Genomic DNA, 19,272 nt, shown 5'->3' with positions numbered 1-19,272 from the left:
TGCCGGGCGACGGTGCCGGGCGACGGTGCCGGGCGACGGTGCCGGGCGACGGTGCCGGGCGACGGTGCCGGGCGACGGTGCCGGGCGACGGTGCCGGGCGACGGTGCCTTCGAGTTGGGCACTGTCCGGTGGTGCGCTGGAGCGGTCCGTGGGCCGTGAACGGGACTGGCGGCTAGCTCATTGGGCGAGAACCTCGCTCGCCAGCGTGCCGTGCCGCTTCGACGGCGACCGTCACTGATCTGCGGGCGAGGCTGGCCGCGGTCGGGTGAGAACCGTTGTTGCGCGCGCGGAAAGCCGGGTGCCGTCGTCGTTTCCCTGCTCGTGCTGGGCGGCTGGGCATGGCACCGGGGCGTGAACCGGGTTGACCCTGCGGTGTGGTGGGCCAAGGGGCGCCGGGGGCACGCGGGCCGCGAGTTAGTCCGGGAGGACGACCGCGACAATCCCGGCCAAGTGCGCGAGCCGCGCCACTTCGGCGGCGCGGAACATGGGGCCGCCGGGGCGGGCCACCAGCAGGACGCGGTCTGGTTTGCCCAGGGGGGTGGCGGCCAGTTCGGTGCCCAGTTCGCGCCAGGTGGCGGGGACCCAGGGGTCTTCGCCGTCGAGCACTGTGGCGCGGGCCAGGGGCATCCAGGGCAGGTCCAGGGTCTGCATGTCCGGGGCCGCGGTGCTGGCCGCGAGGCGGTGGGAGCCTTCGCCGCCCGCGCCGACGACCATGGCCCAGCCCGCGCGAATGATCTTGGGCACGCCTTCGGTGAAGATGGCCAGGCCGGTTTTCGGCTCGGCGGCGACCTCCTCCACCAGTTCGAGTTCGCGGTGGGTGTCCAAGACGCCCGCGTAGGGGCGGACGGCGTCGACTTCGACGCCCTCGATGGACTCGGCCGCGGTGATGAGGACGTCGGGGAGCCTGCCGTTGGGCAGTTCGACCACCAGGTCGTCGATCGCGACTCCGCCGACGCGTTCGACCACGTCAACGCTGAGGATGTCGGCCCCGATGGCCCCCAGCGCGGTCGCGACCGCGCCCAGGGTGCCTGGGCTGTCCGGGAGCTGGACCCGGATCAGGAACGACAAGGCGAACGCCTCCCGCACTACCTACTTCGGTGCGCGGAACCTTGTCGTCCGCACCCTACGCCGACCGCTGATTGTCGCAGACCAGGTCACGGGTTGTGGCAGGCGTCCGCCGGATCGCAATCGCGGGATCGCGCACCGGTCTACACCCGCCCCGCGCTTGGAACAACCCGTTCGGGGTTTCGATTACGCGCGAAATAGACTCCGTGGGTCCCATCGCAGAGAACCCCGGGGGTTCGTCGAGTGCCCAGCATCTCCCGCGACGAGGTTGCCCACCTCGCCCGACTGGCCAGGTTGTCCGTCACCGAAGCGGAGCTGGACCTGTTCGCAGGCCAGCTCGACCACATCGTGCAGGCCGTCGCCCAGGTCGGGCAGGTCGCCGACCAGGACATTCCGCCGACTTCGCACGCGGTGCCGCTGACCAACGTCTTCCGTCGCGACCTCGTCCGCCCCGGGCTGACCCAGCAGCAGGCGCTCGCCGCGGCGCCCGCGGCGGAGGACGGCCGGTTCCGCGTGCCGAGGATTCTCGGGGAGGAAGCATGACCGACCTCATCCGCCTGACCGCGGCCGAGATCGCCGCGAAGATCCAGGCCAAGGAGGTGTCCGCGGTCGAGGTCGCCCAGGCGCACCTGGACCGCATCGACGCGGTCGAGCCCGCGGTGCACGCGTTCCTGCACATCGACGGCGACCGCGCGCTGCAGGCGGCCAAGGCCGTCGATGAGGACGTCGCCGCCGGTCGGCCCGCGGCGTCGCCGCTGGCCGGGGTGCCGTTGGCGCTCAAGGACGTGCTCACCATGCGGGGCGCGCCGACCACCTGCGGGTCGAAGATGCTGGAGGGCTGGGAGCCGCCGTATGACGCGACGGTGACGCTGCGGCTGCTCGAAGCGGGCTTGGTCATCCTCGGCAAGACCAACATGGACGAGTTCGCCATGGGCTCGTCCACCGAGAACTCCGCCTACGGCCCGACCCGCAACCCGTGGAACCTCGACCGCATCCCGGGCGGCTCCGGCGGCGGCTCGGCCGCGGCGCTGGCCGCGTTCGAGGCGCCGCTGGCGATCGGCACCGACACCGGCGGCTCGATCCGCCAGCCGGGCTCGGTCACCGGCACCGTCGGCGTGAAGCCGACCTACGGGACTGTGTCGCGCTACGGCCTGGTCGCGTTCTCGTCGTCGCTGGACCAGGCGGGCCCGTGCGCGCGCACGGTGCTCGACGCCGCGCTGCTGCACGAGGTCATCGCGGGCCACGACCCGCTCGACTCGACCTCCATCGACGCGCCCGTGCCGCCGGTGGTGGCCGCGGCGCGGGAAGGCGCGGGCGGCGACCTCAAGGGCGTGCGCGTCGGCGTGGTCACCGAACTCGCGGGCGAGGGCTACCAGCCGGGCGTGCTGGCCGCGTTCGAGGCCGCCGTCGCGCAGCTCCGCGAGCTGGGCGCGGAGATTGTCGAGGTCTCCTGCCCCAGCTTCGACCTGGCGCTGCCCGCCTACTACCTGATCGCGCCCAGCGAGTGCTCGTCCAACCTCGCCCGGTTCGACGCGATGCGCTACGGCCTGCGGGTAGGCGACGACGCCACGCGCAGCGCGGAAGAGGTGATGTCGCTGACTCGCGAGGCGGGTTTCGGCCCCGAGGTCAAGCGGCGCATCATGCTCGGCACTTACGCGCTGTCCTCGGGCTACTACGACGCCTACTACGGCTCGGCGCAGAAGGTGCGCACGCTCATCAAGCGCGACTTCGACGCCGCGTTCGGCAAGGTCGACGTGCTGGTCTCCCCGACGACGCCCACCACGGCGTTCGGCATCGGCGAGCGCACCGAGGACCCGATCGCCATGTACCGGGCGGACCTGTGCACGATCCCGTCGAACATGGCGGGCAACGCCGCCCTCAGTGTCCCCTGTGGACTGTCCGCCGACGACGGTCTTCCGGTCGGGCTGCAGATCATGTCCCCGGCGTTGCAGGATCACCGCGGCTACCGCGTCGCCGCCGCCTATGAGACCGCCCGCGACGCCGCGCAGGGCGGTCCGCTCATCACCCGCGTTCCCGAGCTGGAGGTCGCACACTGATGGCAGACACGAAGAAGTTCAAGGGCGCCTTCGGGATCGTCAGCTCGGTCGCGGCCGCCAGCAGCGCGGCCAACGGGCTGCGCACCGCCCGGCGGGACGACGACAAGCTGGCGCTGGTGAACGCGCTCGGCAGCATCCTCGTCGCGGTCACCGGCCTGCTGATCGCCGCGCGCGCGTTCCGGAGGGGCAAGTGACCGTCACCGCCGAGCTGATGGACTACGACGAGGTCGTGGACCGGTTCGACCCGGTCCTCGGACTCGAAGTGCACGTCGAGCTTTCCACGAACACCAAGATGTTCTGCGGCTGCCCGACCGGGTTCGGCGCGGAGCCCAACACCCAGGTCTGCCCGACCTGCCTTGGCCTGCCGGGTTCGCTGCCGGTGGTCAACGCGGCCGCGGTCGAGTCCGCGATCCGCATCGGGCTCGCGCTCAACTGCGAGATCGCGCAGTGGTGCCGGTTCGCGCGGAAGAACTACTTCTACCCGGACATGCCGAAGAACTTCCAGACCTCGCAGTACGACGAGCCGATCGCGTTCAACGGCTGGCTCGACGTCACCCTGGACGACGGCGAGATCGTGCGCGTGGAGATCGAGCGCGCGCACATGGAAGAGGACACCGGCAAGTCGCTGCACGTCGGCGGCGCCACCGGGCGCATTCACGGCGCGGAGCACTCGCTGCTCGACTACAACCGCGCGGGCGTGCCGCTGATCGAGATCGTCACCAAGACCATCGAGGGCGCCGGGTCGCGCGCGCCGGAGGTGGCCCGCGCGTATGTGGCCACCCTGCGCGATCTGCTCAAGGCGCTCGACGTGTCCGACGTGCGGATGGACCAGGGCTCGCTGCGGTGCGACGCGAACGTCTCGCTGATGGCCAAGGGCGCCGCCGAGTTCGGCACCCGCACCGAGACCAAGAATGTCAACTCGCTGCGCAGCGTCGAGCGCGCCGTCCGGCACGAGATGACCCGGCAGGCGGCGATCCTGGCCGGTGGCGGGACGATCCTGCAGGAGACCAGGCACTTCGAGGAGGCCACCGGCACGACCCGGGCCGGGCGCCGCAAGGAGACCTCGGAGGACTACCGGTACTTCCCCGAGCCCGACCTGGTGCCGATCGCCCCGACCCGCGAGTGGGTCGAGGAGCTGCGCCAGACGCTGCCGGAGATGCCCGCGCAGCGGCGCAAGCGCATTCAGTCCGAGTGGTCGTTGACCGACCTGGAGCTGCGCGACCTGGTGAACGCGGGCGCGATCGACCTGGTCGCGGCAACTGTCGACGCCGGAGCCACGCCCGCGGAGGCGCGGTCGTGGTGGGTGTCGTACCTGAGCCAGTCGGCCAACTCGCGGGGCGTCGAGCTGGGCGACCTGCCGATCACCCCGGCCCAGGTGGCCAAGGTGATCGCCCTGGTCGCCGACGGCACGCTCACCAACAAGCTCGCCCGCGAGGTCGTCGACGGCGTCCTGGCGGGTGAGGGCGAGCCGGAGCAGGTGGTCGACCAGCGCGGCCTGAAGGTCGTCTCCGACGACTCGGCGCTCTACGCGGCTGTCGATGAGGCCCTGGCCGCGCAGCCGGACGTGGCGGACAAGATCCGCGACGGCAAGGTGGCCGCGGCGGGCGCGATCGTCGGCGCGGTCATGAAGGCCACCAAGGGCCAGGCCGACGCCAAGCGCGTCCGCGAGCTGGTGCTGGAACGCTGCGGCGCGTGAGTCTTCCCCGCGTGCCCCGCCCGCCCGTTCGCCGGGTCGGTGGGGCACGCGGGTGGATCGCGTCCGCGTTGGTGTTATGCGGGTTGCTGGCTGGCGGGCGGCAGGCCCACGCTGGCGAGGTGACGTTCGTGGCCCTGGCTGACGTGTCGGCTGAGCGAGTGCAGATCGCGAACCTGGTGGCGGCGGCGAAATTCGGCACCGCCACGCCCATTGACGACCCGGCCAGAGAGCAGGTCGTCCTCGACACCGCGGCCCGCCGCGCGGCGGAGTTGGGCGTCGACCCCGACCTGGCCGTGCGGGTGTTCCGGGACCAGATCGAGGCAAGCAAACTGGTCCAGCGCGCCCTGCACGCCCGGTGGACCGCGCACCCCGAGGAAGCCCCCACCGAGCGGCCCGACTTGGAAACCGAGGTGCGTCCCCGGCTGGACCGGATCACCGAGCAGATCCTGCGCCAACTCCGCGACATCGAGCCCCTGCGCGCCAGCCCCACCTGCCTGCGCGCCCTAGTAGTCGGCTACCACGCAGTGGACCACGCCCGGCGACTCGATCACCTGCACGAACTTGCCCTGGGCCGCGCCCTGCTCTCCGTTTGCGCCTAGTTCCCCGCGACTTGGGGAAACTCCCCAAAAGAGCCGAGCCGGTGCGCCGCCTGCTTTGGGGCGCGGCGGGGGTCAGTCCGCTGTTCCGCCGCCGCCGCGTGGGGCGACGATGATCACTACGGCGCGGTCGTCGCTGGAGAGGGGGGTGCCGGATTGTTTGTTGACCGTGCCGCCGACCGCTAGTTGGTTGGTCATCAGGTCTAGGCCGTCGACTTTGCCGAAACCCTCGTCGTCGGCCATGGTGATCTGCGGCTTTCCGGTGAAGGTGCCGTCGGGGGCCTGGGGGAGGCTCTGCAGGTGCCCGGCCGTCGACATGGCCACCCACAGCATCTGCGTGGTCGCCGCGCAGCCGGAGGCGCCGGGGCGGTCCGGCCACGACCACGCGGGGGCCTCCAGGGGCCTGCCGGGGGTGACGCGGTAGACGTGGTCGGCGGTGGGGGTGCGGTCGGTGACCCAGATCTGCGAGCCGTCCAGCGCGGTGCACAGGCCGCCGGGGGAGTGGAGGCCGGTGGTGAGGATGGGGCTGCCGGGGTTGGGGTTGCCGTCGGCGGGTTGGCCCGCCGCGGTGAGGCGGAGGACCTTGCCCGCGAGGGAGTTCGGGTCGGCGGGGAGGCCCGCGTCGCCGGTGGCCAGGAGCAGGGCGCCCTGGCGGTCCTGGGTGAGGGCGCCGCGGTTGCCGCTGGGGCCGCGGGGGATGCCGACGAGGACCGGTTTCGGGGTGTCGCCGGGGGCGATGCGGATCAGGCGGTTGTCGGTGGGGGTGGTGATGTAGGCGAAGACCAGTTGGTCTTCCGCGTAGTTCGGGGACAGCGCGAGCCCGGTCAGGCCGCCGTCGGTCGTCGCGTCCACCGCGACGGTGGCGAACACGGTCGGCTCGCTGTTTCTGCGGACCAGCAGGATGCGGCCGGTTTTGCGTTCGCCGACCAGGGCGGTCGGGTTCGAGCCGTCGCCGGGCAGGGCGGCGACCGCGACGAGGGTGTCCAGGCAGGTGCCCAGCACGGCCGGGTTGAAGTCCTTGCAGCCGTCCGGCGGCGGGATCTCCGACGCGGGCGCCTGCGGGCCCCCTGCGCCGCCACCGCCGCCGATGCCGCCGCCCGCGTCCGGCTCCGGCGCGGCCTGCGGGCTCAGCTGGACCTTGGGTTGCCAGCTCTCCGGGGGCGGCTGCTCGGCGAACGACGCGCACGAGGTCACCAGGAGGGCGCCCACCGCGGCGGCGAGCACCCGGGACCGGCGCGGCGAACCTGACATGGTGCCCAAGGCTAGGCGCGCGGCCGTGAATCTTCGGTGAGCAGGTCCCCGCGGGCCTGCTCGACCGCGGCGGCCCGCGCGACCAGCGCCGTCAGCTCCTCGGCTATCGCGCGCGGCGCCTCCAGCGGCATGAAGTGGCTGGTCGGCACCACGCGGACGCGCGCCTGCGGCAGGCTGGCCACCGACCGGGTCGCCCGCCTCGGGTCGGCGACGGCGTCGTAGCGGGCCGCCAGCACGGTCACCGGGCAGCCGATGCCGGTCAGGTCGCGTTCGGGGACCTCGGCCAGGGCGAGCGCCAGCGTCACGCACCAGCGCCAGTCCTGGCTGAGGAAGCGGCGGACGGCGCGGGCGACGTCGCCCGCGTCCGCGCCGGGCAGCATGAACCCGCTGTGCTGCAGCGCGGTCGCGGTGAGCCGGTTCACCGGCAGCAGGCGCAGCAGCGGGTCCACCAGCGGCCCCGCCGCACGGACCACCAGCGCACTGCCGACGACCAGCCGCCCGCGGACCGGGACGGGCAGCGGCAGCACCCCCAGGACCCCGCCGAACAGGTCGCCGGGGACCCCGCCCGCCAGCAGCAGCCCGCAGACCCGGTCGGGGCGCCGCAGGGCGAGTTCGGCCGCGACCATGACCCCGGTCGACCAGCCCATCACCACACACCGCCGCACACCGGCGTCGTCCAGCACCGCCAGCGCGTCGGCCACATGGTCGGCCAGGGTGATCCGGCTCTCGTCGGCGGGCCGGTCCGAGCCCATGGTGCCCCGCTGGTGCCAGCTCAGCACCCGGACGCCAGCGGACGGCAGCAGCAACGCGGGCCACGCGTCGGGGAAGGTCCCCAGCCCAGGGCAGAGCAGCACGACCGGCCCCTCGGACTCGGTCTGCCAGCCCACGATTCGGGTGCCGTCGGCGGCGCGGACCTGGTACTCGCGCATCGGGAATCAGTGTGCCGCAGATGGCGGCGACCTACTGTGTTCGCGTGACAATCACCGTTCTGGTTCCCGACGAACACGGCATCGCGGCGCTCTCCGGGGTCGAGGGCGTCCACGCGGTCCGCTACGCCTCACTCGCCGACCTCCCACCCGAAGCCGACCACGCGCAGGTGCTCGTCCCCGACTTCCTGGCCGAGGACCTGCACGACGCCGTTCGGCGGCTGCCCGCGTTGCGGCTGGTGCAGTTGCTCACCACGGGGGCGGAAAGCTGGGTCGGGAAGCTGCCCGACCACGTCATGCTGTCCACCTCGCGGGGAGCGCACGGCGGCAGCACGGCCGAGTGGGTCATGGGCGTGCTGCTGAACATCTACCGGGAGCTGAGCGAGTTCGACGCCGCTCGCCGCGCGGGGGTGTGGAATCCGCATGTCACCGACACTCTTCAGGACAAGCGGGTCCTTGTTCTCGGTGCGGGTGATCTTGGGACGCAGATGCGTCGCAGGCTCGTGGCGTTTGATGCCCGGCCGACTCTGGTGGGCACTACCGCGCGGGAAGGGGTGCGTGGGGTTGACGAATTGCCCGATCTGCTGCCTGAGCAGGATGCGGTTGTGCTGATGGTTCCGCTGACGCCTGCTACTACCGGCATGGTTGATGCGAGGTTTCTGGGGCGGATGCGGGATGGCGCTGTCTTGGTGAATGCCGCTCGTGGTGCGGTGGTGAATACCGGGGCGCTTCTTGCCGAGTTGCGGAGTGGGCGGTTGCGTGCGGCTCTTGACGTTACGGATCCGGAGCCGTTGCCTGCGGGGCATCCGTTGTGGACGGTGCCGGGGGTGGTGCTCACGCCGCATGTCGCTGGGAGTTGCGCGGGGCATCATCGGCGGGCTTATCGGGTTGTGGTTGAGCAGATTGCTCAGTTTGTTGCGGGGCTTGAGCCGGGGAATCTTGTGCGTGGGGATTACTGAGGTTGGGTTTCGTGGGGGTTGCTCGATGGGGTGGAGTGGTTTCTCTGGGGCCCCTACGAAGGAAGATCGCCGTGTGAAAGACGGGTGGGATGCCTTCGGCCTCACACGCGCGTAGCCAGCTTAGAGTTCCTAACAGAGTCGTGTTACGTGTCGCCAGGTGATGATGCAGGTGGCGAGGGCGAGGAAGGCCTCGTGGATGTCGTCTCGGCGTTCCCAGCGGATGCGGAGGCGTTTCATGCCGTGGTACCAGGCGATGGTGCGTTCCACGACCCAGCGGACGGTGCCCAGCCCGGAGCCGTGCAGGTGGTTGCGGGGCGCCAGGTGGTCGGTGATGCCCCTGGCCCGCACACGCTTGCGGACGGAGTCGTAGCCGTAGGCCCGGTCCCCGAACAACGCCCCGGGCCGCCGCCGCGGCCGCCCGGGGCGGCCGCGGACCGGGGGCACCGCATCGAGCAGGGGTTCCACCTGGGTGAGGTCGTTGCGGTTGCCGCCGGTCAACACCACCGCCAACGGGACCCCCTGCCCGTCGGTCATCACGTGGTGCTTCGAGCCCGCCCGACCGAGGTCGACCGGGCTCGGCCCGCTTGTGGGCCGCGTCGCGCCGCCCGCACATGGGACGAGTCGATCACCGCCCGATCCCAGTCCAGCTTCCCGGCGGCGTGCGGTTCGGCCAGCAGGATCTCGTGCAGACGGGCCCACACCCCGGCCTCGTTCCACTCCGCCAGGCGCCGCCAACAGGTCATCCCCGACCCGAACCCCAACTCCTGGGGCAGAAACTCCCACTGGATGCCGGTGTGCAACACGAACAGAATCCCCTGCAACACCTGCCGGTCCGGCAACCGCTTACGCCCCGGATAACGAGACCGCCGCGCCACCACCGGCAACAACGGCTCCACCCGCGCCCACAACTCATCCGACACCACCCACGGCGGCGACTGACCCCTCCTCACACCACCATGATCCACAACCAACAACCACCCCAACACCCAACTTGATCATTCCGTTAGGAACTCTTAGCGATCTTCCTTCTCCCCCAAAGAAACCACTCCACCCCATCGAGCACCTGGCGGGCGTTGGTGCCGGTCGGCAGGAGCTTGGCTTTGGCTGTCCCGCTCCCAAGGGTGCCTGGCAGCTTCGGGTGCGGTTGGCGGGTGAGCGGCTGGGCTGGGGTGTGGCCTGGCAGGACGGGTCAGGGGGTGGGGCTAGCTGACCGGCGTGATCTTGACCTATCGCTTAGTCTGCCGGCGTGAGCAGTGACGACGACCGGCCTCGGCAGACCGGCGGATACGCGGACAGTGGGTACTACACGCCATCGCAGCCGGTGACGCCGTCCAGAGGGGACGCTTATCCGGGGGATCCGACGGCGGTTCTGCCTGGGCCGATGGAGGAGGACACCGGGTACGAGCCTCGGGAGGAGGTGGTCGAGCGGGAGCCGCACGCCTGGCATTTTGGGGCCGATCTTGGGTTGTTCGTGCTGCGGGTGACCGTGGGGGCGTTGTTCGCCGCGCATGGGCTGCAGAAGGTGTTCGGGTTGATGCAGGGGCCGGGGATTGGGGGCTTCGCGCAATACCTGACGTCGCTGGGGTTTCAGCATGCGACGGTGTTGTCCTGGGTCACGGGGCTCACCGAGTTGGCCGCTGGAGTCCTGCTTGTGCTGGGGCTGTTCACTCCGGCCGCGGCGGCTGGGGTGCTTGGGGTGATGGCGAACGCCATCTGGGCCAAGATCAATATTCACCAGTTCGCGGGGGCGGTGGAGGTGGAGGCGCTCTACGCTGCGGCGGCGTTCGCGCTGTTGTTCGCGGGGGCGGGGAAGATCTCGTTGGACCGCAACACGCCCTGGTTTCGGCGGGCGCCCGCGTACGGGTTCGTCTTCCTGGTGTTGGCGGCGGGGCTCAGTGTGGTGACGCTCGTCGTTCTGCGGTAGACAACCGAAAAGAGGGGCGCGTCCGGTGGTGGACGCGCCCCTCTTCGGTGTCTCGGGCTTACTTGTTGGGGTCGCGGACGGCGCCGGTGGAGGCGTCGGTGGCCATGCGGGCGTAGGCGCGCAGCGCGTTGGTCACCGGGCGCACCCGGTCGACGGGCTGCCAGGGGCGTTCGCTGGCTTCCATCTTGGCCCGCCGCTCAGCCAGGACCTCCGGCTCGACCAGGAGTTCCAGGGTGCGCTTGTGCACGTCGATGCGGATCTGGTCGCCGTCGACCACCAGGCCGATCGTGCCGCCGCCCGCCGCCTCGGGGGAGACGTGGCCGATGGACAGGCCCGATGAGCCGCCGGAGAAGCGGCCGTCGGTGATCAGGGCGCACTTCTTGCCCAGGCCCGATCCCTTGAGGAACGCGGTCGGGTGCAGCATCTCCTGCATCCCGGGGCCGCCAGCAGGGCCCTCGTAGCGGACCACCAGCACGTCCCCGGGCTGGATCTGCTTGCTCAGGATGACCGACACGGCCTGCTCCTGGCTCTCCACGACCCGGGCCGGGCCCTGGAAGGTGAACAGGTCCTCGTCGATGCCCGCCGACTTGATCACCGCGCCGCGCTCGGCGAGGTTGCCGTAGAGCACCGCCAAGCCGCCGTCGGCGGTGAAGGCGTGCTCGACGTCGTGGATGCAGCCGTTCACCGCGTCGGTGTCCAGCGAGGACCAGCGGTTCGACGTGGAGAACGCCTCAGTGGTGCGGACCCCGCCGGGCGCCGCGTGGAACAGCTCGATCGCCTCGGGGGACGGGTTCTCGGCGCGGATGTCCCATTCGGACAGCCACTGCTCCAGCGACGGGCTGTGCACCGAGTGCACGTCGGTGTTGAGCAGCCCGCCCCGGTACAGCTCGCCCAGGATGGCCGGGATGCCGCCAGCCCGGTGCACGTCCTCCATGTGGTAGTCGGAGTTCGGCGACACCTTCGACAGGCACGGCACCTTGCGCGAGATCGCGTCGATGTCGGCGAGGGTGAAGTCGATCTCGCCTTCCTGCGCGGCGGCGAGGATGTGCAGGACCGTGTTGGTCGACCCGCCCATCGCCATGTCCAAGGCCATCGCGTTCTCGAACGCCTTGCGGTTGGCGATGGTGCGCGGCAGCGCGGTCTCGTCGTCCTCGCCGTACCAGCGCTTGCACAGCTCGACCACGGTTGTGCCCGCGCGCTGGAACAGGGCGCGGCGGGCCGAGTGGGTGGCCAGCGTGGAGCCGTTGCCGGGCAGCGCGAGGCCCAGCGCCTCGGTGAGGCAGTTCATCGAGTTCGCGGTGAACATGCCTGAGCACGAGCCGCAGGTCGGGCACGCCGACCGCTCGACCTCGCTGAGCGCGGCCTCGTCCACCGCGGAGTTCGCCGACGCGGAGATCGTGGTGATCAGGTCGCTGGAGGGGTGCGCGACGTCGCCGACGACGACCGCCTTGCCCGCCTCCATCGGCCCGCCGGAGACGAACACGACCGGCACGTTGAGCCGCAGCGCGGCGTTGAGCATGCCCGGGGTGATCTTGTCGCAGTTCGAGATGCACACCAGCGCGTCGGCCTGGTGGGCGTTGACCATGTACTCCACCGCGTCGGCGATGACCTCCCGCGACGGCAGCGAGTAGAGCATGCCGCTGTGGCCCATCGCGATGCCGTCGTCCACGGCGATCGTGTGGAACTCCCGGGGCACCCCGCCCGCGGCGCGGACCCCCTCGGCCACGATGTCGCCGAGGTCGCGCAGGTGGACGTGGCCGGGCACGAACTGGGTGTAGGAGTTGGCGATCGCCACGATGGGCTTGCCGAAGTCCGAGTCGGTCATGCCGGTGGCCCGCCACAGGGAGCGGGCCCCGGCGGCGTTGCGGCCGTGGGTGGTGGTGCGGGAGCGCAGCGCTGGCACGGCTCCTCCAAGTCGATCTCGTCTGCGGTGGGTGGCGGGCACGGCGCCGGGGTGGGCGCCGACGGACTCAGGAGCGGTGCCTACCAGGCTACTCCGCTCGCGGCGCGGAGTCGGCACGCGCCGGATCGCCCTCGCCCGCGCCGCTGTCAGCGGCCTCGCTCCGCGCGGCGGGGTTGTCCGCGGCGGCCTCGTCGGCGGGACCGGCTGGGTCAGCCTGGTCAACCTGGTCGGTCGGGTCAGCCGCGTCGGCCTCGTCTGTCGGGTCGGCCGGGTCGCTGTCGGCCGTCGGGTCGTCCAGCCTGCCGCCGCTGACCAGGGCGAGCGCGGGCAGGTGCCGCACGCGCACCGACGGCAGCGGCACCTCGACACCGTCGTCGAGGACCGCGCGCACGCCCGCGCGCTTGGTCAGCCGCAGGCCCTTGAGCGCCGTCCACGGCAGCGCGCGGCTGGTGAGGACTTGCCGCACGACCAGGCCCCCGGCGTCGGCGGTGGTGCGCACGCGCAGCACCCACACCACGAACGCGAGCGGGATCAGGTAGACCGCGACCAGGCCGGGCGCGGCGAAGGCGACCGGGGTGGCGCAGATGGCGAACAGGAACGCGGCGAGCACCGCGACGGTCGGGATCCGGAACACGAGTCGGGACGGGACCTGCTGCTCAGCCACCCTTAGATGGTGCACCCGCCCGCCGTCGCCCCAGCGCCCGGGGTGCTGACGGGCGCCCCAGTGGCAGTCCGACCAGTATCCGGGATCACGATCCCGCACAGTTGACGCTCTACACCGAACGCACTAGCGTCTGCCGGGTGCCCGCACAGACCCTTCTCGTACTTCCGACGCGCGTTCGACGCTGACGGAAGCCGCCCGCATCGAACGCGCGACCCTCGTGCGACCTTTGAGGTCGACGGGGGTTTTTTCGTGCCCAGACCCCAGTAGCCAGACAGCCACAAGTAGCCACAGACAGCAGCGAATCACCACATCGACCACGAGGCAGAACCGATGACCAGCGCACCATCGCGGCCCAGTGCCGCAGCGACCCCTGGGACGGCGTCTGCGGCTGCCACCGCGCAGCCTGCCCGCCCCAAGCCTGCGCCGCCCACCGGCACCCCCATCCGGGTGACCGGCGCGCAATCGCTCGTCCGGTCGCTCGAAGCGGTAGGCGTCGAGATCGTCTTCGGAATCCCCGGCGGCACCATCCTGCCCGCCTACGACCCGCTGTTGGACTCCACCAAGCTCCGGCACATCCTGGTCCGCCACGAGCAGGGCGCTGGCCACGCGGCCACCGGGTACGCCCAGGCCACCGGCAAGGTCGGGGTGTGCATGGCCACCTCGGGGCCGGGCGCGACGAACCTGGTCACCCCGATCGCCGACGCCAACATGGACTCGGTGCCGCTGGTCGCCATCACCGGCCAGCAGACCCGGGCGCTGATCGGCACCGACGCCTTCCAGGAAGCCGACATCTGCGGCATCACGCTACCGATCACCAAGCACAACTTCCTGGTCACCGACCCGATCGACATCCCGCGCATCATCGCGGAGGCGTTCCACCTGGCCAAGACCGGCAGGCCCGGCCCGGTCCTGGTCGACATCCCCAAGGACGTCCTGCAGGAGACCACCTCGTTCAGCTGGCCGCCGGAGCTGCGGCTGCCCGGGTACCGCCCGACCACCCGCCCGCATGGCAAGCAGGTGCGCGAGGCCGCGAAGCTGATCTGCGCGGCGAAGCGCCCGGTGCTCTACGTCGGCGGCGGCGTCATCAAGGCGCAGGCGTCGCCCGAGCTGCTGGAGCTCGCCGAGCTGACCGGCATCCCGGTGGTCACCACGCTGATGGCGCGCGGCGCGTTCCCCGACTCGCACAAGCAGCACCTCGGCATGCCCGGGATGCACGGCACCGTGCCCGCCGTGGGCGCGATGCAGCGCGCCGACCTGCTCGTCGCCCTCGGCGCGCGGTTCGATGACCGGGTCACCGGCCAGCTCTCCAGCTTCGCGCCGGACGCCGCGATCGTGCACGCCGACATCGACCCGGCCGAGATCTCCAAGAACCGCCGCGCGGACGTGCCGATCGTCGGCGACTGCAAGGAGATCATTGTCGAGCTGATCGCCGCCGTGCGCGCCGAGCGGACAGCGGGCACCGCGGACCTGGCGCCGTGGTGGGCGACGCTGGACACGTGGCGCGAGACGTTCCCGCTGGGCTACGAGTGGCCCGAGGACGGGACGCTGTCCCCGCAGTACGTCATCGAGCGCATCGGCCGGATCGCCGGGCCGGACGCCATCTACACCGCGGGCGTCGGCCAGCACCAGATGTGGGCCGCGCAGCACATCCGCTACGAGAAGCCGATGAGCTGGCTCAACTCCGGCGGCCTTGGCACCATGGGCTACGCGGTCCCCGCCGCCATGGGCGCCAAGTTCGGCAAGCCCGACAGCGTGGTCTGGGCCATCGACGGCGACGGCTGCTTCCAGATGACCAACCAGGAGCTGGCCACCTGCGCCATCGAGGGCGCGCCGATCAAGGTCGCGGTCATCAACAACGGCAACCTCGGCATGGTCCGGCAGTGGCAGAACCTGTTCTACGCCGAGCGCTACTCCCAGACCGACCTGGGCACGCACAAGCACCGCATCCCCGACTTCACCCTGCTCGCCGAGGCGCTGGGCTGCGCGGGCCTGCGCTGTGAGACCAGGGAAGAGGTCGACGCGGTCATCCACCGCGCGATGGAGATCAACGACCGCCCGGTGGTGATCGACTTCGTGGTCGGCAAGGACGCCCAGGTGTGGCCGATGGTCGCCGCGGGCACCGGAAACGACCAGATCATGGCCGCGCGCGGCATCCGCCCGCTGTTTGACGAAGAGTGACCGGCGGCGGAGCAGAGGGAGCAGAGATGAGCACACACACGCTGAGCGTGCTGGTCGAGAACAAGCCGGGCGTCCTGGCCCGCGTCGCCGGGCTGTTCTCCCGGCGCGGCTTCAACATCGAGTCGCTCGCCGTCGGCCCGACCGAGCACCCGGACGTGTCCAGGATGACGATCGTGGTCGCGGTCGAGGAACTGCCGCTTGAGCAGGTCACCAAGCAGCTCAACAAGCTGGTCAACGTCATCAAGATCGTGGAGCTGGAACCCGCGATCGCGGTGCGCCGGGAACTGCTGCTGGTCAAGGTCCGCGCCGACGCCACCGTGCGCAGCCAGGTGCTGGAGACCGTGCAGCTGTTCCGTGCCAAGGTTGTCGACGTCTCCCCGGAGGCGCTGACCATCGAGGCCACCGGCACCGCGGACAAGATCGAGGCGCTGCTGCGCATGCTGGAGCCCTACGGGGTGCGCGAGATGGTGCAGTCGGGCATGGTCGCCATCGGCCGGGGTCCGCGGTCCATCACCGCGACCGCGGGCCGGTAACCCCCACGTTTTTCGCAGGTCCCAGGAAGGAAGTACGAAACAGCATGTCCGTCGAGATCTTCTACGACGCCGACGCCGACCTGAGCATCATCCAGGGTCGCAAGGTCGCTGTCATCGGTTACGGCAGCCAGGGCCACGCGCACGCGCTGAGCCTGCGCGACTCGGGTGTGGACGTCCGCATCGGGCTCCCCGAGGGCTCGAAATCCCGCGCGAAGGCCGAGGAGCAGGGCCTGCGGGTGCTCACCCCGGCCGAGGCCTCGCGGGAGGCCGACCTGATCATGGTGCTGGCGCCGGACACCAAGCAGCGCTTCATCTACGCCGAGGACATCGAGCCCAACCTCAACGACGGCGACGCGCTGTTCTTCGGCCACGGCTTCAACATCCGCTACGACCTGATCAAGCCCCCGGCGAACATCGACGTGGCCATGGTCGCCCCCAAGGGCCCCGGCCACCTCGTCCGCCGCCAGTTCGTGGACGGCAAGGGCGTCCCGGCGCTTATCGCCGTGCACCAGGACGCCACCGGCGGCGCGCAGGCGCTGGCCCTGTCCTACGCCGCGGCCATCGGCGGCGCGCGGGCCGGGGTCATCAAGACCACGTTCACCGAGGAGACCGAGACCGACCTGTTCGGTGAGCAGGCGGTGCTCTGCGGTGGCGCGTCGGCGCTGGTGCAGGCTGGTTTCGAGGTGCTGACCGAGGCGGGCTACGCCCCGGAGATCGCGTACTTCGAGGTGCTGCACGAGCTGAAGCTGATCGTGGACCTGATGTACGAGGGCGGCATCGCCCGCCAGCGCTACTCGGTGTCCGACACCGCCGAGTACGGCGACCTGACCCGCGGCCCGCGCGTCATCACGCCCGCGGTCAAGGAGGAGATGAAGAAGATCCTGGGCGAGATCCAGGACGGCACCTTCGCCCGCGAGTGGGTGGCCGAGGACGAGAGCGGCCGCGAGAACTACCGCCGCCTCCAGGAGCAGGGCGCCCAGCACCCGATCGAGGAGACCGGCAAGAAGCTGCGCGACCTGATGTCCTGGGTCGACCGGCCGATCACCGAGACCGCCTGAGCCGCAGTGCCGAAGGCCACCCTCACTTCGTTCAACCGAGTGAGGGTGGCCTTCGTGGTCGTCTCGCGGTTCGGCCGACCTCGTTCCACGGGCAAGGCGCGGATCTGATCCCAAGTCGCCATTCTCGGGTCTTTCGTCAGCCGGTCAGAAATCCGGGTCGGTGCGCAGGGTGATCAGGACTTCGGGGGCGAGTTCCGGGGCGAACGAGTAGCCGGGGAAACCGCCCCAGCGCACGGATTCGCGCAGGTAGTCGACCAGGGTGATGCCCGGTCTGCCCGCGACGCCGCGGAGGACGGGGTCGGCCACCTGGGAGGGCAGGTCGATGTCGTGGGTGCCGCCGTCGACGTTGGTCTTGACGTATTCGTCGGGGGCCAAGGCGAACGCGAAGGCGGTGGGGTCGTCGCGTTCCTCCCATTCCAGGTGCAGGGAGTAGGCGTTGCCCAGGCACAGCGGGTCCGGGTATTCCGCGCCTGGCGGGGTCGTGGTCGGCGCGGGCTCCTGGTGGTAGGTCAGGTAAAGCGCGTCGCAGTCGCCCGCGAACCACACCTCGCCGACGCGGCGCAGGCATGCCTCCAGGGCGTAGGGCAGGCCGCCGATCTTGTCGACCAGTTCGTCTATCAGGGCGTGGTCGCCCTCGGTGGGGGGCTGGTGCGGGCTCACCAGGCGGTCGGAGGACACCCAGTCCAGTTCCGGCAGCGCCGCGGCGATCCTCGCCACGTGCTGTGACACCCGCACCATGGTCTCGTCGGCGACGGCGGCCACGTCCTCGGCGAGGGCGTCGGGCACCGGGCCGAGCGCGCGCAACTCGGTCCACACGGCTTCCCGCTCGCCGTGCAGGTAACGCAGGAAATACGAGGTCACCCCGCTCACGCTACTCAGCGCGACCAGACCGGCGCGACAACGACACGGTGCGTGCCGCCGCGCCGATGGCCTGCGGTATACCTGGTCACCGACAGTCGAGACCTCAGCGAACGAGGAGAGGCCATGGAGAGCGCCCCCATCTACGACGACAAGGCCGAGGTGCGCGGCAGGCTCGACCTGACCAAGGCCGAGTGGCAGCGCGCGGCGGAGCCCGACGCCGACCCCGACGGCGAGTACGTCGAGATCGCCTTCGTCCCGCACACCGACGGCAAGACCTACATCGCCATGCGGAACTCCAAGTACACCGGCCCGGACGACACCGTCCTCGTCTTCACCGAGTCGGAATGGGACGCCTTTGTCGAGGGCGCCAAGGCGGGCGAGTTCGACGAGCCGTGGTGACCGAGCCCCACCGGGGCGATCTCCCCACCCCGGGCGATCCGGTGTGGACAGAGCAGGCGGCGTCGCGACGTGGCGCCCCCGGTTCCGCGTCCGCGGCGTGGACGCCGCCCGAAGCGGTGGGTGAGCCGCCGTTCGCGGCCAGCAGCGGTTCCCTCGCCCTCCCGCACGACGAGCCGGATTCCCAGGCGGCGGGCCGTTCCCGGCCACCCGCGCCGCCGGTTCCCAGCCGCCACACCGGTTCCCTCGACATTCCGCCACCAGGCGCTTTCCAGCCGCCCCCGCCCTCGGCGGGCAGGCTTCCCGCGCCCCAGCGCCCTCCGGCGCCCGACGCGCCCCGACTTGGCTCCGTGGGGCCGGATCTGCCGCGACCTGGTTCCCCAGCGCCGGGGCCGCGCGGGGGCGAGGCGCCGCTTTCCGGTTCCCTGAGCCAGGATCTGCCGTACCCAGGTGCGCCGGGGCTGGCTTCGGGCCGGACTGGTTCTCTGAGCCAGGATCTGCCGCATCCGGGTCTGCCGGGGCCGGGTGCGGGCCTGGCCGGTTCCCTGGGACCGGAATCACCGGGAACCGGCTTGCCGCTGGGAATCCAGTCTTCGCCGCCCGATCCACCGCGAGCCCGGCAGTCCCAGCCGACTACGCCGCCGCGGCGGCAAGCGCCCGTCGCGCCGCCGCCGGGGCAGCCCCGGCCCGCGCCTGCGGCCGGACCGCAAGCCCCACCGCCGTCGCTCCAGCGGCCCGCCCAGCCGCCCCTGCCCTCGCCGCCCGCCCAGCCCCCGCCGCCCACGCGGGCACCGGTGTCCCGGCCGCCGCTGCGGCCCGAGACGCCTGGCGGGCCGCCGAAGTTCGACTCGGCGCCGGGGGTCGGGCCGCGTTCCCTGCCCACGCCTCCGCGAGCCCCCGTGCCGCCGCCCGCGCGCCCCGACCACCGCCCGCAGCCGCCCCATCGGGTCCCACCGCCGCCGGTTTTCCCGGCGGGCTTCGGGCCGGGGTTCGGGCCGACCGGATCCGGCGGCTACACGGCGGGCAGCACGCCGGTCCCCATTCGCCCCGCCGACGCCGAGCCCGACCCGGGGCTGCCCAAGGAGCCCGAGAAGCGCCGCCCGGCTTACCTTGTCGAAGGCGATGATGATGAGATGTTCGGCACCGGCGAGTTCACCGCGCCACCGGTCATCGGCGAGTGACGAAGGTCATCACCCGGCTGCCCG

At 71.4% G+C, this 19,272-nt stretch carries 19 protein-coding genes; 12 read left to right on the top strand and 7 right to left on the bottom strand.

The genetic code is table 11. From position 1 onward, the window contains the following. Positions 1–414: 414 nt before the first annotated feature. Positions 415–1,068, bottom strand: coding sequence for an ACT domain-containing protein (locus tag ACZ6SD_RS28390; RefSeq protein ID WP_465320069.1), 654 nt, complete (start codon positions 1,066–1,068; stop codon positions 415–417). Positions 1,069–1,308: 240 nt separating this feature from the next. Between ACZ6SD_RS28390 and gatC the strand changes: the two genes are divergently transcribed. The 5 genes from gatC to ACZ6SD_RS28365 are packed head-to-tail and all read left to right on the top strand — an operon-like array spanning position 1,309 to position 5,417. Next, on the top strand, positions 1,309–1,608 hold the full coding sequence (gatC, locus tag ACZ6SD_RS28385) for an Asp-tRNA(Asn)/Glu-tRNA(Gln) amidotransferase subunit GatC (protein ID WP_465320068.1): 300 nt from the start codon (positions 1,309–1,311) through the stop codon (positions 1,606–1,608). Next, positions 1,605–3,122 (top strand): Asp-tRNA(Asn)/Glu-tRNA(Gln) amidotransferase subunit GatA, encoded by a 1,518-nt coding sequence (gatA, locus tag ACZ6SD_RS28380; protein ID WP_465320067.1) that lies wholly within the window; start codon positions 1,605–1,607, stop codon positions 3,120–3,122. Before gatC ends, gatA begins: the two co-directional genes overlap by 4 nt. Then, complete coding sequence (locus ACZ6SD_RS28375) at positions 3,122–3,316, top strand: hypothetical protein (protein ID WP_465320066.1); 195 nt, start codon at positions 3,122–3,124, stop codon at positions 3,314–3,316. The genes gatA and ACZ6SD_RS28375 overlap by 1 nt, the downstream gene beginning before the upstream one ends. Beyond that, on the top strand, positions 3,313–4,818 hold the full coding sequence (gene gatB / locus ACZ6SD_RS28370) for an Asp-tRNA(Asn)/Glu-tRNA(Gln) amidotransferase subunit GatB (protein WP_465320065.1): 1,506 nt from the start codon (positions 3,313–3,315) through the stop codon (positions 4,816–4,818). Before ACZ6SD_RS28375 ends, gatB begins: the two co-directional genes overlap by 4 nt. Next, positions 4,815–5,417 (top strand): chorismate mutase, encoded by a 603-nt coding sequence (locus tag ACZ6SD_RS28365; protein WP_465320064.1) that lies wholly within the window; start codon positions 4,815–4,817, stop codon positions 5,415–5,417. The genes gatB and ACZ6SD_RS28365 overlap by 4 nt, the downstream gene beginning before the upstream one ends. A gap of 72 nt (positions 5,418–5,489) precedes the next feature. Here the strand turns inward: ACZ6SD_RS28365 and ACZ6SD_RS28360 are convergent, their stop codons facing one another. After that, positions 5,490–6,665: a PQQ-dependent sugar dehydrogenase gene (locus tag ACZ6SD_RS28360; protein WP_465320063.1), complete on the bottom strand. Its 1,176-nt coding sequence runs from the start codon at positions 6,663–6,665 to the stop codon at positions 5,490–5,492. 11 nt (positions 6,666–6,676) lie between these two features. Next, positions 6,677–7,594, bottom strand: a complete 918-nt coding sequence (locus ACZ6SD_RS28355; RefSeq protein ID WP_465320062.1) for an alpha/beta fold hydrolase — start codon at positions 7,592–7,594, stop codon at positions 6,677–6,679. Positions 7,595–7,638: 44 nt separating this feature from the next. Between ACZ6SD_RS28355 and ACZ6SD_RS28350 the strand changes: the two genes are divergently transcribed. Then, positions 7,639–8,550 carry a 2-hydroxyacid dehydrogenase gene (locus ACZ6SD_RS28350; protein ID WP_465320061.1) on the top strand — a complete coding sequence of 304 codons (912 nt, stop codon included), beginning with the start codon at positions 7,639–7,641 and terminating at the stop codon, positions 8,548–8,550. A 129-nt stretch (positions 8,551–8,679) separates the two neighbouring features. On the opposite strand, the gene ACZ6SD_RS28345 is transcribed toward ACZ6SD_RS28350, so the two are convergent. Beyond that, positions 8,680–9,473, bottom strand: a protein-coding gene (locus ACZ6SD_RS28345; protein ID WP_465320070.1) for an IS5 family transposase whose coding sequence is annotated in 2 segments (ribosomal slippage) — positions 8,680–9,140 and positions 9,140–9,473 — 795 coding nt in all. Because the reading frame shifts where the segments join, the coding sequence is not laid out codon by codon here. A 323-nt stretch (positions 9,474–9,796) separates the two neighbouring features. On the opposite strand from ACZ6SD_RS28345, the gene ACZ6SD_RS28340 reads away from it, so the two are divergent. Next, positions 9,797–10,474 (top strand): DoxX family protein, encoded by a 678-nt coding sequence (locus ACZ6SD_RS28340; RefSeq protein ID WP_465320060.1) that lies wholly within the window; start codon positions 9,797–9,799, stop codon positions 10,472–10,474. A gap of 58 nt (positions 10,475–10,532) precedes the next feature. Here ACZ6SD_RS28340 and ilvD read toward each other — a convergent pair whose 3' ends face one another. Then, positions 10,533–12,377, bottom strand: a complete 1,845-nt coding sequence (gene ilvD, locus ACZ6SD_RS28335) for a dihydroxy-acid dehydratase (protein ID WP_465320059.1) — start codon at positions 12,375–12,377, stop codon at positions 10,533–10,535. A gap of 88 nt (positions 12,378–12,465) precedes the next feature. Continuing rightward, a complete protein-coding gene (locus tag ACZ6SD_RS28330; protein WP_465320058.1) occupies positions 12,466–13,041 on the bottom strand; it encodes a PH domain-containing protein in 576 nt (191 codons plus the stop codon). Between the two features lie 330 nt (positions 13,042–13,371). Between ACZ6SD_RS28330 and ACZ6SD_RS28325 the strand changes: the two genes are divergently transcribed. Genes ACZ6SD_RS28325 through ilvC form a run of 3 tightly spaced genes read left to right on the top strand, consistent with a single transcriptional unit; the run spans position 13,372 to position 16,810 of the window. Continuing rightward, a complete protein-coding gene (locus tag ACZ6SD_RS28325) occupies positions 13,372–15,219 on the top strand; it encodes an acetolactate synthase large subunit (protein ID WP_465320057.1) in 1,848 nt (615 codons plus the stop codon). A 26-nt stretch (positions 15,220–15,245) separates the two neighbouring features. After that, positions 15,246–15,752, top strand: a complete 507-nt coding sequence (gene ilvN / locus ACZ6SD_RS28320) for an acetolactate synthase small subunit (RefSeq protein ID WP_465320056.1) — start codon at positions 15,246–15,248, stop codon at positions 15,750–15,752. A gap of 44 nt (positions 15,753–15,796) precedes the next feature. After that, positions 15,797–16,810 (top strand): ketol-acid reductoisomerase, encoded by a 1,014-nt coding sequence (gene ilvC / locus ACZ6SD_RS28315; RefSeq protein WP_465320055.1) that lies wholly within the window; start codon positions 15,797–15,799, stop codon positions 16,808–16,810. Between the two features lie 144 nt (positions 16,811–16,954). Here ilvC and ACZ6SD_RS28310 read toward each other — a convergent pair whose 3' ends face one another. Then, positions 16,955–17,671 (bottom strand): hypothetical protein, encoded by a 717-nt coding sequence (locus ACZ6SD_RS28310; RefSeq protein ID WP_465320054.1) that lies wholly within the window; start codon positions 17,669–17,671, stop codon positions 16,955–16,957. A gap of 123 nt (positions 17,672–17,794) precedes the next feature. Here ACZ6SD_RS28310 and ACZ6SD_RS28305 point away from each other — a divergent pair, with 123 nt between their 5' ends. Next, positions 17,795–18,070, top strand: a complete 276-nt coding sequence (locus ACZ6SD_RS28305) for a DUF397 domain-containing protein (protein ID WP_465320053.1) — start codon at positions 17,795–17,797, stop codon at positions 18,068–18,070. Beyond that, positions 18,067–19,248 (top strand): hypothetical protein, encoded by a 1,182-nt coding sequence (locus ACZ6SD_RS28300; protein ID WP_465320052.1) that lies wholly within the window; start codon positions 18,067–18,069, stop codon positions 19,246–19,248. The genes ACZ6SD_RS28305 and ACZ6SD_RS28300 overlap by 4 nt, the downstream gene beginning before the upstream one ends. The last annotated feature ends 24 nt before the right edge of the window (positions 19,249–19,272 follow it).

It is taken from the genome of Actinokineospora sp. NPDC051303 (genome assembly GCF_055586285.1).
This window is presented reverse-complemented; position numbering and strand designations above follow the sequence as displayed.